Annotated in this window: 15 protein-coding genes; 7 read left to right on the top strand and 8 right to left on the bottom strand. The window is 59.2% G+C overall.

The window, feature by feature from the left end:
* Positions 1-193: 193 nt before the first annotated feature.
* The 5 genes from VGG89_07550 to VGG89_07530 form a co-directional block, all read right to left on the bottom strand.
* On the bottom strand, positions 194-517 hold the full coding sequence (locus VGG89_07550; GenBank protein HEY1976381.1) for a hypothetical protein: 324 nt from the start codon (positions 515-517) through the stop codon (positions 194-196).
* Between the two features lie 248 nt (positions 518-765).
* On the bottom strand, positions 766-1,929 hold the full coding sequence (locus VGG89_07545; GenBank protein HEY1976380.1) for a DUF5677 domain-containing protein: 1,164 nt from the start codon (positions 1,927-1,929) through the stop codon (positions 766-768).
* An 870-nt stretch (positions 1,930-2,799) separates the two neighbouring features.
* Complete coding sequence (locus tag VGG89_07540) at positions 2,800-3,183, bottom strand: hypothetical protein (protein ID HEY1976379.1); 384 nt, start codon at positions 3,181-3,183, stop codon at positions 2,800-2,802.
* A 625-nt stretch (positions 3,184-3,808) separates the two neighbouring features.
* Positions 3,809-4,375 carry an EVE domain-containing protein gene (locus VGG89_07535; protein ID HEY1976378.1) on the bottom strand — a complete coding sequence of 189 codons (567 nt, stop codon included), beginning with the start codon at positions 4,373-4,375 and terminating at the stop codon, positions 3,809-3,811.
* Between the two features lie 159 nt (positions 4,376-4,534).
* On the bottom strand, positions 4,535-5,236 hold the full coding sequence (locus VGG89_07530; protein ID HEY1976377.1) for a DUF6602 domain-containing protein: 702 nt from the start codon (positions 5,234-5,236) through the stop codon (positions 4,535-4,537).
* A gap of 764 nt (positions 5,237-6,000) precedes the next feature.
* Between VGG89_07530 and VGG89_07525 the strand changes: the two genes are divergently transcribed.
* The 6 genes from VGG89_07525 (at position 6,001) to VGG89_07500 (ending at position 16,478) form a co-directional block, all read left to right on the top strand.
* Positions 6,001-7,569 (top strand): DUF262 domain-containing protein, encoded by a 1,569-nt coding sequence (locus tag VGG89_07525; GenBank protein ID HEY1976376.1) that lies wholly within the window; start codon positions 6,001-6,003, stop codon positions 7,567-7,569.
* A gap of 780 nt (positions 7,570-8,349) precedes the next feature.
* On the top strand, positions 8,350-9,099 hold the full coding sequence (locus VGG89_07520; protein HEY1976375.1) for a hypothetical protein: 750 nt from the start codon (positions 8,350-8,352) through the stop codon (positions 9,097-9,099).
* Positions 9,100-9,101: 2 nt separating this feature from the next.
* Positions 9,102-9,422, top strand: a complete 321-nt coding sequence (locus tag VGG89_07515) for a hypothetical protein (GenBank protein ID HEY1976374.1) — start codon at positions 9,102-9,104, stop codon at positions 9,420-9,422.
* A gap of 6 nt (positions 9,423-9,428) precedes the next feature.
* On the top strand, positions 9,429-9,857 hold the full coding sequence (locus tag VGG89_07510) for a hypothetical protein (GenBank protein ID HEY1976373.1): 429 nt from the start codon (positions 9,429-9,431) through the stop codon (positions 9,855-9,857).
* Positions 9,858-10,546: 689 nt separating this feature from the next.
* Positions 10,547-13,723 carry a DEAD/DEAH box helicase gene (locus VGG89_07505; GenBank protein ID HEY1976372.1) on the top strand — a complete coding sequence of 1,059 codons (3,177 nt, stop codon included), beginning with the start codon at positions 10,547-10,549 and terminating at the stop codon, positions 13,721-13,723.
* A gap of 55 nt (positions 13,724-13,778) precedes the next feature.
* Complete coding sequence (locus VGG89_07500) at positions 13,779-16,478, top strand: TonB-dependent receptor (GenBank protein ID HEY1976371.1); 2,700 nt, start codon at positions 13,779-13,781, stop codon at positions 16,476-16,478.
* A 9-nt stretch (positions 16,479-16,487) separates the two neighbouring features.
* Here VGG89_07500 and VGG89_07495 read toward each other — a convergent pair whose 3' ends face one another.
* From VGG89_07495 to VGG89_07485, 3 genes are read right to left on the bottom strand one after another with little or no spacing between them, the layout of a single operon-like run.
* A complete protein-coding gene (locus VGG89_07495) occupies positions 16,488-17,351 on the bottom strand; it encodes a hypothetical protein (GenBank protein ID HEY1976370.1) in 864 nt (287 codons plus the stop codon).
* A 45-nt stretch (positions 17,352-17,396) separates the two neighbouring features.
* Entirely contained in the window at positions 17,397-18,584 is a 1,188-nt protein-coding gene (locus VGG89_07490) for a hypothetical protein (GenBank protein ID HEY1976369.1), read from the bottom strand.
* Between the two features lie 40 nt (positions 18,585-18,624).
* The gene (locus VGG89_07485) at positions 18,625-18,771 is read right to left on the bottom strand and encodes a hypothetical protein (protein ID HEY1976368.1); all 147 of its coding nucleotides are present in this window, start codon (positions 18,769-18,771) and stop codon (positions 18,625-18,627) included.
* A gap of 134 nt (positions 18,772-18,905) precedes the next feature.
* Here VGG89_07485 and VGG89_07480 point away from each other — a divergent pair, with 134 nt between their 5' ends.
* Entirely contained in the window at positions 18,906-19,697 is a 792-nt protein-coding gene (locus VGG89_07480) for a hypothetical protein (protein HEY1976367.1), read from the top strand.
* The last annotated feature ends 10 nt before the right edge of the window (positions 19,698-19,707 follow it).

The following is a 19,707-nucleotide window of genomic DNA, read 5'->3' as shown; positions in this document are numbered from 1 at the left end:
CCAGTTCGGAAACGCCGGACCTGCAGAACCTTGCACGGCCAAAAGGTATTCCGGGACTCGTTTCTTACCGGGAACTGTGGTGGGGAGAATTGGGGATTATCACTATCCGGTGGCGTCCGTTGCCGGTAGAGTTTGCTCCGAAGCTCGCTTAGGCTGCGCCGAGAGCACGAACACGCTGACCTCAACTACTCGGTTATTCAACGGGCTCGTCATCTTCGAGCCACTCTTCGGCCGATCCGCTGCCGTAGGCCCGGTACGGCGCGTAACGTGCACGTTTTGGCAAGGCTTCGACAAACGCTAGGATCTCATAGAGTTCCTTTCGGCAATCTCCGTGCAGTCGGCGGAGCTCTTCAATAAGACCGTTAAGTTGCTGGGCATTCCCCACGTATCTGTCCCTAAAGCGTTCGTATCGCCCGACGAGGCGATTCACCAAGGCCATGTGCTGCTCGATATCCCCCAACCTCCAATAAAATTTTTCGTCAAAACGGTCTACAATGGCTGCAACGTCCTCGCCCAAGAATAGCGCGAACGTTCGATCAAAGGCGGCTCTATCATAACCGTCATCTGGAAAGAGGTAACTAGTGTTCTCAACGGAGCTAAGGAGCATTTGAAGGCTCGCCCGAGCCCGTCGCAGGATCGCGAGCTCCTTACCGAGCCGAGTAAAATAGTCTCCGCTACGCTGAACAAGTAGCGTGACGATTGCGCCTACCGCTGCGCTCCCGACTAGAGCCAAAATTGTATTAATCGAGGTCAAAAGCCCTCTCCTTACAGATTGTTGTGGGGAGATGATTGGGCTAGGCCGAGTTCCGATCGAACCTGCTCCAAGTATATCGCCGGCCGATCCTTGGGGAACCGCAGGGTGTGCACCCTATTCTCGCGGTCCAGTTCGGATATTCGCGATGCTGCCTCTTCGCTTTGGTGAAGGCCAGGAAAAGCGTCTCGAAAGGCGCGGAGAAATTCGACAAGCATGAGCGTGGCGTCGACAAGATCAGTATTTATGTCCTCGTCGCTTAGATCCGGAACGACCACCGTGGAACCATGAGCATCCCACTGAAAGAGTTCCCGCATCCCGGCTGGGTCTGCATGGATAAAAGCGCTCGGCCAGCGGTATAGGCTCGCATGTTGATCTGCGCTGGCTACGTATTCGAACATCGTCTTAAACTGCAGATCTTTCCAGCGCGCTTTCTTGGCAAGCTCACCGACGGCGGCAAAACGAGCTTCGGTCTGAATCCTAGCAGCCTCCGCTGCCGCGATGGACCTTGAATCCGCGCCGCCATCTTTTAGGCGCTTCTCGAAATCCAGAGCTTCAGCAATAGTTAGCCGCCAGAGAGTGTGGTCAGGATGGCTTACCGCAAATCGAGCTCTAACTGCATACTCTGCCAACGTTCGCTGGATCATTGTCACGCCGCGATCAAGTCTATGAACCGCAAGGCACGCCGTTGACGATTGCGCGGTATCGACGAGCGTAGAAAGATAAAAGATATAGCGCTGAACCATAGCCGCGGCTGGGTCGTCATCCGGTGATATGAGCGGACCTACTTGGTCTCGTAACCAGTAGTGGGTCTCCTCAACCCGCTTTTGTGTAACGAGAATCCCTGTATCGAGCCCAGCCCTAGTATCCGCGCCGCAGGTTCCGCGAGCTGACTGCTTTGATACTGCTTGCACGGTCGGTGGCTTTTGCCATTCGCCTGCAAGCCGCAAAATAATAGCCGATGCCACCTCGGCTGGGAGATCGCTCGCAGAGAATGGCGCCGGAGATCCGATGGCTGCGTCGAGTTGCGGACTCAGAGCTTGAACAAGAAGTCTCGACTGCTGCTCCTCTAGAACGACACTCGCGCTAGGACTGCACCACAAGATCCCGTTTTCCCCGGGCGCGTCCACGACCGCGACAGGCAGCGCCTTACGTACTAAAGCGACGGCGTCGTTCATTAAGTCACGGATTTCTCCCATCGCCTTATCGCTTCGTTAGAGAACCGGTTCTTGAGGGTCGCTTTTGAGAAAGCGCCCAAATCGAGCCTTGGGCAAGTAATGGCGCATGGCCAAGCATGCTCAACCCAACGACCTTGGTTTAAGTCTTCGATCTGCAATTTTTCGAAGATCTTCGCCCTCAAGAGCGCGTTTGCTTAGAAAATCCGTGAAGATATTTATGTGCCAGCGTTGCAGGAGTGTTCTCCGAATATAGTTGGCATGTCCAGATCCTGCAAATGAGCAGACAAGCGACGGAGCTATGTGAATCCTTTTCCGCGATGCTACCTTCTTAAAGAAAATATCGGGCATCATCTCGAACAGCAGTCCAGAAAACGAAAACAGCAGTTCAGGGAATGGAGACATGTTCTTTATTTCGAGGAACGTACGCAGCGATTCATTAGGCACGAAGAACACTGAGCGACGAATTCCTACTTCAAGGTTGTCTGGACCTCGTTGCATTTGGACGCTCTGATCGTCAGCAACGACTATGTCCGCCGAGAAATAGTGTCGAGCTGCGTGCGCGGACTCCACAGACACGTTAGTTAGCACGGAATACACTCGTCCACTTTTTCTCACTGAAAAGTACGAAAAATTACTCGGGTTACCCGTAGGCGTCAATTTGTACCTAAATAAGCCTTGCTTAACGTTCTCGACACCGCACCTAAAGTGCGACTTGCGATAGAATTCTATCACACTATGATACGCCGCGATTTCGGCGTAGGTGCCTATTTTGTCAGTGTGTTGCGCAATTCGAGTGCCATATTCAGACAGAAACGCGTTAACGGCAGACTTTATCTCATCAAGGGGAACAAAAGCATGACTAGCTGGCATTCAGGTGGCCCGTGGTGTACGGCCGAGACGCGCGTCGTACATCTCTAACAGCGAAGGGACATCCGGGTACTCGAGCATGTACTTTGGAATTTTACAAAGCATGAGGCGTTGCTGAAAAGCCACGGCAGTGTCATGAAGTCCATCAAACGTATGCCGCTCCACCTGCTCGCGCCCTACTGCCACACTCAAAACGTTGTGTCTGCGAATTAGGGTCCTTCCGAACTCGGCAAAGCCGCGAAACTGGAGCATAATTAAACGATTAAATGCTGCAAGCGCGATAACAATACTAAGTTCTTCAACTTGTCGCTGGGTTCTGCGACTAAGATCCTTGTTGGTCAGGGTATACGCGAGTGAACTAAGTTGCGCTTCATAGGCACGAAGCACGTCACTCCTTAGATCTCGTGGAAGTCCAACCACCAGGCTTTTCATCAGACTATCTGCGCCCTCACGAGGGAGGTCAGAAGCGCTTCGATATGTCTCTGCGGAACGCCGTCGCTGCCGCGGCATTGCTACCCCCTTTATGTTAGCTCTGACTTCCGTCGTCCGTCAGTCAATACAATCCGCGACCCCAACGCCCGCGCATTTCAATATATCTCTTTGAAGTCATCGTGGGGCTGCAGGCAAGGGTGCGCGCCGGAGCGATATCTTCTCGAGGGATCGGAATGTCGAGAATGGGGAGTTATCGTTAGGTAAGACTGCTCTCGATAGGAAGCGGTTACGTTAGCCAATCACGCGCCGTCACTCCGATAGTTTCCCACTAGATTTTGTGGTTCTCGATCGCAGCAACCGACTCTGGTCGGATCCGCCAGATCCCCTTCGTTTTTACTGGCTCAGTGACGATGTTAAACGCCACGAGGCGCCCCTTTTTGAATGAGCGTGTGCACATGCTGTGCGGAACAGTTCAGGCGCGCTGCCACGTCGCGGACGGTTAGCGCCGGCGACATGGTGTCTATCGGCGATGATTTTGGGTTCACCTTCTTGCTAAACTCGAGACCACCGGAAGCAGTATCTACCATAAGTGTAAGGTCTTTTCAAAGCCCTCGTCAGATGGCCAAATGATGCCGATCCCCTCCGCCTTTGCGAGGCTTAGTAGGTCGTCATTTGGCTTCTCGGGGAGCAGAATCGCACATGGCGGCGCCTTCATAAATCGGCGGTAATCCACGAGCTGACCGATCGCCATACGGAACGCGTCCCGGTCACAAGTCCCTTTCGCTTCGATCACGCGACTATCTCGAATCGGAAAATTTGTGCCCTCCATGCGAGAAAACACTCGAAACTGACTTAAAATGGGATCCTGTAGAACCTCCTGTCGGGGAATGGGAGGCTCAAGCTTCGACTCGTAGATGATGTCGACCGAACCGAATCTACCAGAGGGATTCTCAGGATCGACCTCGGAGACGATTTGCCCCATGGCGAGTAATGCGGCGTGGTCTCCACTTTCCCAAAAGTAAACTCGGTCGCCAGGAGTCATGAGTTTTGCGTGCTGGTTTATCCGCCACCAATCACTCGATATACCATTTGCTAGTAACTTTCGCAAATCATAGATGCTCGGCTTACACTGAAAGACCCAATCCATATCTACGGCTCCAATAAGATTCGCAGAAACGCGCCAACGACGCGGCCCCATAAAACCTGCTGTACCAAAGTTAGCGAATTGATTCTCTTTTAACCCTTTATCGATTCAGAAGTTCCGTACTCGGCGTCCTGGCGGATCCTGCGACGCGTTTTCTCGGCGTTACTTAAGATACGCTTTTGGCTCTATTGATGCCATTTGAATTTTATTCACGGCCGCATCCAGAGCGCAGATAAGCTCCCACAAGGCCGACGGTCCCGTTGCCGTCACTCCTCCAAACGCGGAAGAGCTAGCAAATAAGCCCGCATCGATGATCAAGATCCCGGATATATCCGCTGCTCCACTTAGTGCACTCGTTAAAGAAGCCATGGTCGTCCAGCCCGTGAATGCAGCGACAAAAAGCGGAATTGCGTCCGTTGTTGTCACAGGACCAGCGCCGAGTCTGATGCTTGAGTCAGTCATTCTAATCGATGAGGTATAGGTTCGGCGGAGAGGAGCAAGCTTTGCAGCTGTTTTTATGGCTTGCGTCCATTGTTTACTGATATCGGACTTTACCTCAATAACCGCAGCTATAGACTCCGCTAGGTACAGACGGGTGGACCCGAGCCCAACGTTCGGCAACGTCGGCGCGAATGGAGATTCCACGACTACGTCGAGCTGACCGCTAATCGCGCCATTTAGATCCGTTGCATCCCCCGTTCCAAATCTGTATATGGTGGGCAGCACATTCCTCAAGAACGACTCTATGAATTCTTGCCGCTCGGCCCCTGTCGTGTTTGAAGACATTCCGGAGCTCGCCTGATGTGCGCCTACGAGAGCTGCCTGAATACCGGCGAGCCTTTGTAAGAGAAATCTGTTAGGCATTGCCGCCTCTTGAAGTGAGAGAAAGTTGAAACCATGCCGCTAAGGCCCCGTGCTAATCCGGGGCTAACACAGGACGATGTGCGGCACTAGGTTACGTTATCGGCCGGCGCTCGTCTTGGCCGGGGCGATCTTCTATCCTCCCCTGAAGGTGAAGCCCGCGCGGCAGGTGAGGCGTTATCTCAAAGCTGGATAGTAACAAGGTGTCGGGGCGCCCCTTCAGGGCTGGAATGAAGTGGCGAGAAATAAATGTTATCGCTAGCTAGGGAGCCCCTTCGCTCGAGTCGAGGGCCTGCCTTATCATTCGTGTCCCCCGCCGTTCATGTCGCCTCCCGCCTCGCGCAAAGCGCCGACCCAACCCACTACGTCGCCGTGGCCCGTCCGATTCGGAATGCGAGGCAAAGGAACGCGCCCCACCGCTGACCGCGCCCTGCCCCGGCTGAGCGGCCACCGGGGGTTTTCCCCGACTCGGGACGGGTCCGGATTGCCGGGGTTCTTCTCTAAATATAGGTACCAGAATCGATTTCAAACCGGAAAGTTTTCCTCGGGAATGGTTCTTCCAGGCTTTTTCGTTGGCTTTATTTCGATAAAGCAAAAAAATGGTGGATATTTTTATCCGACTTTTTTAAATGGCGCGTATTTTTAAATCCAAGCTTCCTAGTTTATGCAAATAAGACGGAGTACCAATCCGCTTCCAAGCTGCCGCGTTCTGCAATCGTGGAAGAATCGGCTAAATGCGCCTTTGCCCCGACTTTGAATCGTGTGCGTTGAAGAATCTACTAAATAGATCCAATCGTTTTGATAGCAATATTTCTGCCAAAACGCAGACTGCAATCACGTTATTTCGATTGATGAAAAACTCATATGGCATCGTGCAAAAAACGCACGCGCGCGCCGACCACAATTCGCGCGTCGACCCCCTTCCGCCGCGTGCGCGCGCATGCTATAGTGATGCCCTGCTCGAGCCCCACCGCGCCGTCGACCGCGCATCGGCGGCGCAACCCAACCGGAGAGCAACCATGATCATCACTCGCAACGACATGACTGTCGATCGACTCGTGCAAGCTCACGCAAACGCAAGCGTGAGTCCAAACGAAGAGTACCAACGCGGCGAAAAATGGAACGCGAAACAACAGAAGTGGTTCGTGGACTCCATCTTTCGCGGATACGCTATACCACCGTTTTACTTGCGCAAGCGCGAAGGCGCGTCGCTCGACGGCGACCGCACAATCAGCTTCGAAATCATCGATGGCTACCAAAGGACGCTCGCGCTCAGCGGCTATCGTAAGGGCGACTTTAAGCTGCTGCCGGTCGCCGATCTGCAACTGCCACGCAGTCTCGTGAAGGTCGAAGCACCTTGGGCGAACTGCTTTTATCACGAGCTGTCTCCAGAGATGCGTGAGCAGTTTGACAACTCCGAACTTGTCGCGTACTACGTGTCCGAGGCGACGTCTGACGAAGTACGTGATATCTTCATCCGCTTGAACCAAGGAACGGCCCTAACGGCTCAAGAGAAACGGGACGCGTTCCCCGGCGGGATCGGACCGTTCGTAAACCGGCTCGCCGGCAAATGGCCGAAGCACCCTGCGGTGCGGCTATTCGCGCTAACCGACAAGCGCGGACTCGAACGCCTGGACGACGACGATCTGCGCGATCCGTATGTCGCGGACCGTCAATTGTGTGCGCAGTTGTTGCTCATTTTCCTTGCGCGTGAACGTGCGGAGAGCGACTACCCCCGAACCGGTGCACGAGATCTTGACCGCATGTATCATGAGCACGTTGACTTCGACCCAGATGGCGAGATCGCAGCCAGGTTCCGGAAGATTCTCGAGTTGACGACAACGTTCTTCGACACCGTGCGCCGCTGGTTGCCCAAAGTCAAGAAGATTCGACGTCTGGACATGGCCGCGATTTCAATGCTCATACACGATGCCACGCGCCAGGGACTGAAGATCTCCGAAAAGGCTGTTGCATCGGCGGCGATCGATGCGGCGCGCGTTCTCGACGATCCGACCGCGCGTGAAGGGCGCGACGGACGGGCACGGAGTACGAGCAAGGAGGCTTTACTCGCGAACTACCTGTTTTGGCGTCAGAAGCTGCCACCGGAGACTTTCGGCGTGCAACTCGACGATCGTCGCTTTGCTTCCGCCGAGGTGACTGCAGAAGTGTGCGGGCGCGACAAATGGCGTTGCGGAGAGTGCGGAGGCATCGTCGACCCGGACGAAGTCGAGATCGACCATCATCCGATTCCCCACCGGGATGGCGGTCGCACCGAACTCGACAACCTCCGCCTGGTGCATCGGGCCTGTCACAAGCGCGGCCGCCCGGCGGCGTAGGTGGTCTACCCAAATAGAGGCTGGCAAATGTCGAAGGGAGGCGTGCGGGTGCGCAACCCTTCGACCACAGCGATGGACTTAATGCCTGCAATCAACCCACAGACAGGCTCTTAGATTACCAACGAGCGCCTGTTGCGGCTCCCCATTGAAATGCATACCACCGAGGGCTGGATCGGAGCTGGAATCGTTGGGAAAGGTTTCGGAGGGGCTGCGAATCGACGAGACTCCGCGAGCTGGGTACTCGCCTGCGCTCGGGCCGTCGGGGATCGGCGAGTCCCCGCAACGGTTGGACACGGTGCCCCAGGTGGATCTGGCCAGCGGCAAACGCCGGAACCTCGCCTATGCGGCCACTGATACGCTTCGCAGCGGCACGCCCACCGCTTTAACCGTAAGGGTGGGCGTTTCGAACCGCGGCCGCGAGAGCGCCACGCCGAGTGCGCAATGCAGACCTCCAAACCGGGAACGGAATACGCGCGGCAGGGAACACCGAACCTCGTGTGTGCCGTGCAGCGTCGCAGTTTTCGAGCTTTTTCCGTCAGCATTGAAGAACGCGGGTCCTTTCACGCTTCGAGTGTAACGCTCCCTAGCGTGACGCGTAAGGTACCAAATAAGATACTCTTCGTTCCGCGTCGCGCCCGATGATGGGCCGATGCGCTACGAGCGTTCGAGCCTGCTGAAGAGCGTGAGTGCATCAAGCCTGGGCATTCGGCAAGACGGATGGAACAGCGGAAAGCCGCCGTCGCAGCTGCTTAGCTTAAGTTAGAGCTAAGGGTCAAAACAGTGGATAACGACGTAATAAAACTCGCCGCCGAGTATTCGTACGGCTACGGAAAGTGGAGCGCGCCGTACTGGTTCATCGGTCCCGAACCGGGAAGGGCGAAAAGGGAGGGCGACAACCTCGCGGCGCGATGCGCGGCCTGGCGGGAACTGTGCCCGGATGGTCCGCAGAGCGGGGACCTCATCGATTGCTTCGATCACCACGAGAAAATTGGGCGCCTTGATTTGTTCGTGCCCGGCCCGCGTAAGCGCGTTCCGATGCAAGGTACGTGGCGACAGTTAATTCGCCTTCTCCTCGCCTACGAAGGCAGGCAGACTGACAACGATTCGATCGCCAAGTGTCAGGCGACAGAATGGGGGCGACGCGATTCAGACACGTGCGTTATAGAAATGTCAGCGCTGGCTATGAATAGTTTGTCTGACGCACAGGCGCTTCGTGACAGCTTCCGAGCGGCGCGGGCGTTGAAAATACGCGAGAAGGCGGCGCAAAGCAATCGGTTGCAGTTCGTCATCATGTACGGTGGTGGCAGGAAGTTGCGCCCGTCTTGGCAGGTCATAGGCTGTGGCGACGAGTGCAAGAACTGCTTTCAGACGAAAATGATCGCCGATCCATGGACCGCGGACTTCGTGCTCAACGCGGGCGCCGTATTCGTTGTGGCGAAGCATCCGGTAAATCCGGGTGGCCCGGCGCCGCCAGCCGAATATTGGACCGGCATCGCAGCCGAGATAAGGCGCTTACGGGAGGTACCGTAGCGGTGGAAATCGAGCGAATCCCGAGTAGAGGGTTAAAGCGCGATGATGTCCCGTCTACTCCGGAGCATTGGGACGAACCGTTCGTTCGTTTCGCGCTGAGTTTCGACGGCTACAAAGTCCTCGGGGACGAACTTGCCAGCGCATGCAACCTCGTTAAGGAACTCTTCGCCAAGCACCGCAAAACTCTTGACGTGTCCAGTACGGACGGGCTTCGAATGCTTCTGTTCTACGAGCAACGCCGAGCACGCTGGCTCGATGTACCCGAAGTTGACGATTACTCGAAAGCGATCGCAGATCGGCTTCGCAAACGCTTGCCGAAATAAATCCTGATGCTGGAGCATGTGTTCTCGACATCGCGGGCCTACGCCGAGGAATTTTCCTGGCAGGAGCCGTTTGCCATCATAAGTATTTGCGATCCCGATAGCCCCGCGCCGACGTTGAGAAGCCGAAATCTCGTCGCGCGACTCGATCTACGCTTTCTGGATCTCGACCGAGACTACGAGGACAGCCGCGTCGTCTTCACAATTGAAATGGCACATGAGACGCTTCATTTCGTGCAGCGGCGATGCCGCAACGCGAAGATGCTTCTCGTGCATTGTGAAGCCGGCGTTAGCCGTTCCACGGCCATCGCGTCTGCTCTCGGAGCTGCTTTGGGAGTCGAGGTACGCCACCAGAACGCGGACTACGTGAGTCCCAACCCACTCGTCTCCCAGCTGATGGCCGAGGCGATCGCCAGCCAGGCGCCTACTCCGGGCTGAATCGTGCGAACTATGATGCACCGCTTATCGACGTCAGGGGCTCGCCAGTAGGCTGCTCCGTCACCAGCCGCGGCAAGCGATAACTAGATCCGCCCCTGCACGTAGTCGTCTAACTCACTTGTCGGAATCAAAAGTCGTCTTCCGACGCGTACTGATCGAAGTTGTCTCGTCCTCACGAGTTTGTAGAGCTTTGAACGTCCAACTCCAAGGCATCGCGCCGCCTCATTGATCGGCATCGTTAGCTTCGTGTGGGAACTTGTACCGGGATTTGCTAAAATCTGGGCTAGGAGCCGTTCGATTCTAAGCAGCGACTTAAAGATGGCACCTTGATAATCAGGAGTAGAAGTGATGTCAAGGGATGCCGACTCGACGCTCATGTTAACTCCATTCGCTTTTGTGCAGCAATGGTTGACAGTGCGTACGCAACACTTCGGCGTACAGCCTATTTACAGCCTATCCCCTGCACTTGGATGGACAGCGACGCACGGTTACGCATATTTTTACGAGTACTAGCCAAATGCAATGCGTGCTTGGCTTAGTTCGCATGTAAGGGGTCAGGCGCAGCGGCTCAAGCAACGATCTTGAAAAACCCTAAACTATACACTGGACGCTTCGACGCGGCTAGTCGCTTCGCCCGCGTGCGGAATGCCGCAAATGGGACGGCGTGCCGAACGTCGTAACAACGAAGGTTGCGCTTTACACTTGACATTGCACGTGCTTCCTTCGATCCGACGACGTTTACGCGCGGGATGGGTTACGCGCGCAGCGGACGGGTGGTGCGGCTCGACGCGGCCGCTGGCAACGGGCGCATCGAAGCATCGGTGCGCGGCACGTCGGCGCTCCCATACGAAGTCGTGATCGAGTGGCGCGAGGGCGAGCGCCGGCTTCGCAGCACCTGCGACTGCCCTATCGGCCGTAACTGCAAGCACGGAGCGGCGGCCGCGATCCTTGCCGCCGAGGGCGGCGCTCGCGATGCCGCCGACGGGGCCGTTGATAGCTGGCTGCAAGCGATCACGGCGCAGCGTTTCGAGTCCACTGCGCCGCGGCGCGAGTACGTCATCTATCTCCTCGACGTGCGCGAGTCGTACTACGTTCCGCGCGTGGAGTTGATCGCGCGGGTCGCGACGCTGCTCAAAAACGGCGAGCGCTCGATGGGGCGCGCGATCGAGCTCGCCCATCTCGGCCAAGGTACGGGACGCTATACGACGCCGGTCGATCGCACCATCGGTCGGCTCGCGAGCGTCAGCGGCCTGACCGGCCTCGGTACGCTCTCGCCAAAACTCTTCGCAACGCTGCTCGATCTGCTGCTCGCCACTGGCCGCGTACATTGGCATTCGCCCAACAATCCACCCTTGCAGCGTGCCGACATGGGCGACGCGAAGTTCACGTGGCGCATCGACCCCATCGACCGGCGGCAGCGAGCCGGCATCCACGGCCGTCCGTCGGCGCGCTTGTTGCCGAGTGATCCGCTTTGGTACGCCGACCCCGATCACAACGAAGCCGGCACGATCGATCTCGGCATCACGCCAGAACTTGCTAGCGCGCTCGCGCTCGCACCGTCGCTGAACGCACGGCAAGCGCGGCGCGCGCACACGATGTGGCATCGCATTCCGATCGCACACGCCGTTCCGCCGCCGCAGTCCGACGCCCAGCTCAACGTCATCGAACGCGATCCCATCGTGCGTTTGTTACTGCGCGGCAATCCGGCGATTGCGGAGCTCTCGTTCGCCTACGGCGACAAGACTGTCCGTCCCGACGAGCCGACGTTCGAGTTTCAGGAGACGAACGCGCAGGGTATCGTAACGATGTGGCCGCGGCGGCTTGCGTTCGAAGCGACCGCGCGCGCGACGCTGGCCGAGTACGGCTTGCGCTCCATCGCGTGGCCGCAGGCGCAGTTCGAAGCGGCGGAACGATCTTGGGTGCGCTTTCTCGACGACGCCGTTCCGGCGTTGCGCGAGCGCGGCTGGCAGATTGAGATCGATCCGACCTTTCCGTACGAAGTCGTGCACATCGACGACGCGGCCTGGGACGCCGAGATCGTCGCGAGCGAGAACCGCTGGTTCGAACTCGACATCGGCATCGATCTCGAAGGCAAACGCGTTTCGCTCTTGCCGGTGGTCGTCGACGCGCTGCAAACCTTAGGCGTGCAGTCAATCGCACAACTCAATGCCGAGCTGAGCGGCCCGCACGCTCGTACGCTCTACGGCCGGCTGCCTAACGGCGCGTTCGCCGCGCTGCCGCCCGAGCGCATCGGGCGCATCGTTTCGACGCTGGTCGAGCTGTTCGATGCGCCGCTCAATAAAGAAGGCCGGCTCGAACTCACGCCCGCGCACGTCGCTGCGATGGGCGCCATCGAGGCAGCGCTGCCGCTGCGCTGGTCGGCGGCAACGCAACCGTTGCGCGCCGCGCTGAACGAGCTGACGAGCGCGCAGCACGAACCGGTTACGCTGCCGGCCACCTTTAAAGGCGAACTCAGAGCCTATCAAACGCACGGCGTGGCGTGGCTGGAGCTGCTGCGGCGTCACGGCTTGGGGGGCGTGCTCGCCGACGACATGGGCCTCGGGAAAACGGTCCAGTTCCTGGCTCACCTCGCGATCGAAAAGGCGCGCGGGCGATTGAGCGGACCGGTGCTAATCGTCGCGCCGACCAGCGTGCTGCCGAACTGGCGCGCCGAGATCGCGCGTTTCGTGCCACACCTGCGCGTCGTCTCGCTCTCTGGCAACGATCGGGCGGAGCGCTACTCCCACATCGACGACAGCGACGTCGCGCTGACGAGCTACGCGCTGCTCCACCGCGACGCCGATCGCCTGACCGAACGCGAGTGGCAGATGGTCGTGCTCGACGAGGCGCAGTTCGTGAAGAATCCTCGCTCGAAGGGTGCGCAGGCTGCGGCGCGCTTGCGCGCTGTGCAGCGCCTCGCGCTCACCGGTACGCCGATCGAGAATCATCTCGACGAGCTGTGGTCGATCCTCTCCTTCGCCATCCCGGGTTTGCTGGGCGAGCGAACGAAGTTTGCGCGCGTCTTTCGCACGCCGATCGAGAAGCGCGGCGATACGGCGCGCCGCGCGTTGCTGGCGGCGCGGCTGCGGCCGTTCTTGATGCGGCGCACCAAGGAAGACGTCGCGCTCGACCTGCCGCCCAAGACCGAAATCGTTACGCGCGTGGAGCTCGACGGCGCGCAGCGCGATCTCTACGAAACGATTCGCCTGGCGATGCACGAGCGCGTGCGCGCCGAGATGAAGCGCCGCGGCCTGGCGCGCAGCCGAATCGTCGTACTCGACGCGTTGCTCAAGCTGCGCCAGGTCTGCTGCGATCCGCGGCTGGTTAAGCTCCCGGCCGCGCGCAACGTGCACGACTCGAGCAAGCTCGAGGCGCTCTTCGAGATGCTGCCCGAGCTCATCGACGAAGGCCGGCGCGTGCTCCTCTTTTCGCAGTTCACGTCGATGCTCGATCTGATCAAACCTGAGCTCGAGGAACGCGGCATCGAGTACGTGGAAATTCGCGGCACGACCAAGGATCGCGAAACGCCGGTACGGCGCTTTCAAAGCGGCGAGGTGCCGCTGTTCTTGATTAGTCTCAAGGCGGGGGGCACGGGACTCAACCTCACCGCCGCCGACACCGTCATCCACTACGATCCGTGGTGGAACCCCGCGGTCGAGCGTCAGGCGACCGATCGCGCGCATCGCATCGGTCAGCACAAACCCGTCTTCGTCTATAAACTCATTACCGTCGGCACCGTCGAAGAACGTATTCTCGATCTACAGGAACGTAAAGGCGCACTCGCGGCCGGCATCTTCGACGATGCGGCTGCGGCCGCGCAGTTGTTGGACGAAGCGGAGATCGAGCGGCTTCTTGCTCGCGCGTGACGACCGTTAGGCTGCGATAATCTCGACTTAAAGTCGCGGGCGTACGCTTCACGAGGTGAGCACGTCCTCATTTGTCGCGCGCGTGGCGCTTGTCGTGATCCTCTTTTCACCAGTCGCACTCGGCGCGACGCTGACCACGATTCACGGCCGCGTCTTCGACGTGCGCAGCGGTCTGCCGATTCCCAGCGCTACAATCCTCTTGCAGTCTAGCCAAAAGACGATCGCTCAGACCTCGACCGCGGGCGACGGCTCGTTCGAATTCCGCGGCGTCGCCCCGGCCGGCTACCAAATCACCGTGATCGCGCGCGGCTACCAACAGCAGCGCGTCATCGGCGTCACGATCGCACCGGGGACGGCCGATTTCGTCTTTCGCACCGCGCTGACACCCGGAACGAACGCGTTGCAAACCATTGCGCACGTCGATAGCGCCGCCAAAACGATCGCGAGCTCGAGCACCGTGACCGAGTACGCCAACCCGGGGGTGATGCAGCAACAAGACATCTTGCGCGCCGGCGATCTGTTGGGAACGCTGCCCGGCGTAACGTCCAATGCCAGTTCATCGTCGGTCGGTGATGACGCGACGATCAGCATCCGTGGCTTCGATCCAACCGAAACCGCGACGCTGCTCGACGGGCACCCGATCGGTCCGATCGGCGCGCAAGGCGCGGGCTACAACTACGCCGTCTCGCCGTTCTGGGGTCTGCGTGATGCGAGCGTTACGTTCGGCTCGGGCGCGACCGGATTGTACGGCGTCTCGACGATCGCCGGAGCGGTGAACTTCGTGACGCTCGATCCGACCCGCGAACCGCGCGCCATCGTTGCGCAGGGCATCGGCAATCAGGACCAGCTGCTCACGGAATGGTCGGCGACCGGTACGACCGGCAATCTCGGCTATGCGCTCGCGTTCGGCGTGCAGGGGACGAGCGGCTTATACAGCCCGCAGCTCGTCAGGCAAAGCGGATTGCTCGGCGCCGATGCCAACGGCTATCCCAACGTCACGTCGGGCAATGTCGCGGCCAACACCTACGCGGTGAGCGGCGCTTACGATTTGCGCAACGACCTTGCCAAGTTCACGTACCGCCTCGACAATAAGACGAGCATTGAGGCGACAGCCTACATTGCGACGTCGTGGGTCGATCATACCGGCAACGGCGACAACGACTACAATCCCTATCCGTACAACCTCTACGAATATGGGCTCGAACTCGCCTCGCGCGAAAAGACGAGCGTCGTGCTGCCCGACGGAAAACGCGGAGTCTGCTACGATACGGTGGCGTTTCTCGATAACGGGCCGGGCGGCTTCGGCTGTTTTACGGCAAGCCAAGCCGCGGCCATGACGGCCGGACCAGCCGGCGGCGGCCCCAACTCCTTTACCGCAAACCGCGACCAGGATTATCACGTCCGTCTGACGCGCAGCATCGGTATTTCGCAGCTCTTGGTCGACGGGTTCATCGACAACTACGCCACCGACGATTTCTCGCCGCCGGGACCCCAAATCGGGGGTTATTCGAGCGATCGATTTCTCACGCACGGATTTCTGGTCGCCGATCAACTGCCGCTGTCCAAAAACAATCTGTCGTTCGGCCTGTACTTTCAGCATCAGGCGCACACCGGCGACTCATTCAATCAAGCCACCGACATCTTTGGCAATCCGCTGCAGGGGATCGTACCGTTCCAAGACTTTCACCTGAGCAGCACGAGCTATTTTGCGAGCGATCAGTGGACCCCCAACGGGCGGTCGTCGGTTTTTGCCGACTTGTGGTTCCAGCATTCCAACAACACGCGGGTCACCAACTTCGATCCGCGTCTGGCGTACGTCTATCGTCCGACCAACAACGACACGCTGCGCTTGAGCGGCGGCCATTCGTATAGCGAACCCGATCCCGCGCTGCTGTATGCACTGCCAAGCCTCAACTCCGACGTTTCCGGCTTCAACCCGGTCTGCGGTCCGGGCGCACGAAACGCAATCGGTGGCGTGAGCGATCCCAATCTCAAACCCGAGACCGCGACGGACGCCGACCTTACGTACGCGCACCGCTTCACTTCGGGAACGAACCTGCAAGCCGACGTGTACGATGCCACTGAATGGAACGGCTTACTCGGCGGCACGCTGCCGCTAACCGATACCGGCTTTTCGCAGATTCCGGCGAGCATCATCAACGGCTATCTGAACAAGATCGACGCGTTCTGCCACAATAACCCAACCGAAGCGAACCTGGCCGTCGGAACCACGTACAATGCCGCGCAAGCACACTACCGGGGGATCGTCCTCTCGCTCGATTCGCGGCTGACGCGTTTTCTCGATCTTTCGGCCGACTATAACGTGGAGTCGGAGTTCTACTTCAACCTCGAGAAGAGCCTCATGAGGAATAACGTTACGCTTATCGACGGTGGGCAAACGGGGCAATCGCCGCTCCACACTGCCGACGTCGGATTAGACGTTCACAGCGGCGCGATGAGCGGCTCGTTCGATTCGCATTACGTCGGTCCCGGGAACTGGCTCGACCGCGGCGGCTTCTGGTACGCCGATGCCAGCATTTCCGCGACCTCGCGGCCGTTCACGCTGACGCTCGGCATCAACAACGTCTTCAATAGTGTCGCCGCCAACTATGGCTACATCGGCCTAGGCACATATCAGCCGGAGAATCAGTATGGCCGCGACCTCAACGCCTTCGATCAAGCGTCGGAGCTTTTCGGCTTGCCCTACCGCGGCGTTCGGTTCGTCCTCACCTTCGACAGCGGGACGAGTATCTGAACGTTAGGTTTACTGATAATACGGCGGGACGAACGCCTCGCCGGGGATCGATCGCGGAAAACTCATCTGATCGAGACGGTAGCGCCACACGCCGTGGCCGGTCATGATGCCCAACGTGCGAACGCCGCTTTCGATGATGCCGTCGGTCTGCAGCCAATAGCCGCCGACGGTGCTGTAGTGTTGCTCGACCGACCCTCGGAAACCGGGCGCCGACGCGTTGAAACGCATCGTGCAGAAGTGCATGTTGTGCAAGTTGACGACGACGTCGGCAAGTTGATGGCGCGGATCGCGGTCGCGCGGAATTAAATGCAGCGCGTGGCCGGGCGCACCGTCGCTGCACGTCGCGGGCCCTTTGTCGACCACGCTGTAGATGCTGCTGCCCATCACTTCTACGACGGCGATCGTGCGCAGATCGCTGGGCGGCCCCGGCGTCGGCGTCGCGTAGCTCGATACCGACGGATCGGGTTTTTGATAATCGAGCATCCCCTCACGCAGCGCGCGAAACGCACCATACCAGGTTGGATCGAAGAACGCGCGCGTGCTGACGAGCCGGTCTTCGGCTCCGCCGGTGATCTCCGAGGCATAGTCGTCGGTCCGGTGCCGGATGGACCACAGTGCGGGAGACCCATCCGTTCCCGTCCTCATCCAAAGCCAGACGAGATGGTTGATGACGGTGAGATCGATCCCTAAGTTGTCGCCCTGGCCCTCGATAATGTACGTGAGGTAATGCGGCTGCGGCAGCGCGCGCATCGAATCCACGGCGGCGGAATAAAAAGCTTGCGGCGAAGGTGACGACGCTTGTTGGGCGCGCGCTTGCCCGAGAGCAAAGGCAAGCACGAACACGACGAGTCCGACGACGCGTGCGGGTCGCATACTGCGATTCTACAACCGAAGCCGGCCCCGACGATGAGAAACGTATTACGGAACGCGAGCGCCCCCGACACCCACGATCACGGCACGCGGTTGGAGCACTCCGCCGAATCCAAGCGGCGCGCCCACGGTGCTGCCCTTCGTGTAGCCGATCAACCTGCGGACGGTGTGTATGACGCCGCGTCCCTCGTATACCGGCGGCTGCAGAGCATACTCCTGCGAGATCGTCTCGACCTCGCTGCACACGAGGCCGATACCGGTCGCATAGTAGCTCGTCTCGACGCTGTGGTTGACGTTGCCTAACGGGTTGAACTCCGTTACCGTAACGACGATCTTTTCACCGCGCGTCGCAATCGACGGTGCGACGCCGCAGCTTGCGGGAATCGCCGCCGCCCCCATGTCGCTGGCGTTGGCGCTGCGCAGCGGTGACGGCGGCAGCGCGCCGCCCGGATACCAATCCGGGAGCGTCGTCGCAACCGGCGTAGGAGCCGACGAACAGCCCTTTGCAGACGTCGCGTAAGGAATGACGTACGCCCCCGACTTCATCACGGGAACGCCGACGTCGAGCTTCTGCCGGCACGAGCCGAGGCGGAATTGGTCGTGATACGCACCGTCGCTCGCAAGCACGGTGCTGCCGTTAAAAACCTTGCCCAACTCCTCGCCCGACCCCGCGGACGAGTGCGAACCGTCCGCGTTGAAAACGGTCCGACCGCTGAGGTGCAGGTTTGCGGGGTGTTGGGACGTCTCATCGGTTGTGCCGTCGTAGGCCGCGCTGCGGCTCCACGTTCGCCCTGCCGAAAACGGCAACTCGACCACGACGAACGGTTTGGTAAACGTCAGCGTCCCGTTTTCAACGAAACGCTCCTTGCCGGACGCGAAATCGGTCACGCCGCGGGCGGCGACTTCCTCGAACTGCGAGACGCCGTTGTCGTTCGGCATCGCATAATACTCATACGAGGTCAATTTGCGAGCGGAGCCTATGGGCGTCCGCGCGATTTGGATCAAGCCGTGCATGCCGCCGAAGCCGGCGTTGGTCGTGATGACGCTTTGCTCGGTCGATCTCGACGTCGGAATCGGCAGCGGCTGTCCACCTAGACCCGGCGTGACGCCGTAGGAAGTGCTCGCGTACGTATACGTCGCGCCGTTGTCCGAGGGCGAGGTGCTGGGAACGGGAGAACCGCTGCTGCACGCCGTGACCAAAGCCAGGGTGCCAAGCGCTACGATGATCGGCCGCATGCCCCGGGATTCTGGAGCGCGGCGCGCCTTCCTCGACCGTTTACTTGCGCAGCCGTAGAGCTGCTGCTTTAGTCGCGTTGATACGCGCGTCTTCATCGGCAGAGCGCCGGGAAGTCGAGTCGGTGGGCATCGACACGCTGGGCGCGATGCTAACGGCCGTAATCGGTATGCCGTTGTAGAAACTCATATTGCCTCCTTTCTTCCTATTTTGAAAAGCATTTTTCATATCTAACTACACGTGAAAACCCCAATTAGTTTCGTTGCGAGATTAGTCTCAATGGTAGCCGGAATGTCCGTTTGCGCCGGAGAAGTACGACGCCCATGAAAAACTGGCGCATCGGTCTTTTCATGGCGGCGATCGTGCTCAACGCGTGCGGCGGTCCATCCAATGGATCCAACGCGATGCCGGCTGCCAACAATGCGGCACTGTCGCCGCACCTGACCGTCAAGAAATTCGTGTGGGTGTCGAACACGGGCGCCGCGGGGCAAACCGTCGGCGTGAAATGCCCCAACGGGTATCGCTTGATCGGCGGCGCGTCGAGCAGCGTCGACGGCAGCGCGGTCGGCATCGGCTGGGGACAGCCGACCAAAAACACCTGGTGGGTTCAACCGAGCAGCAACTCGGTGAAAGCCATCGCGATCGGGTCGTGCGTCGTGAAATCCGGGACAAAGGGCCTTTTTAAGTGGCTGCTGCGCCCGTCGGGCGGCGGCGTTGCCACGGTGCAGTGTCCGTCCGGTTTCGTGCTCATCAGCGGCTTTGCGAAAATCACCGCCTCGGGCCAGCAAATCTCGCAGACCTACACGCAAAACGGCAACGCGTTTTTCGTCAAGGGCGGTGCGAGTGCCGGCGCGTCGTGCGGGAAGGGCGCCGCGGGCATCGCGACGTTTCCGAGGTGGAACACCAGCCTCAATCCCAAGCAGGTCTATTCGCCGTGCGGCACCGGGTTTTCGGTGATCGGCGGCAATACCGGCACGTCGCAGTGGCCGGGACCGCCGGTGCAGCAGCATCGCGGCACCAGCACGCCGGGTGTCGTCGGCAGCGACGGGTGGTGGGTCTTTGCCGGCGGCGAGAACGTCATCAGCTACGCCGTCTGCGTGCCCAATGGAACGTAGCGCCGCCTAG

The organism is Candidatus Baltobacteraceae bacterium (assembly GCA_036488875.1).
Lineage (GTDB): Bacteria > Vulcanimicrobiota > Vulcanimicrobiia > Vulcanimicrobiales > Vulcanimicrobiaceae > JAFAHZ01.
The sequence above is the reverse complement of the archived record's forward strand: the minus strand, read 5'-3'. Positions and strand labels throughout refer to the sequence as shown.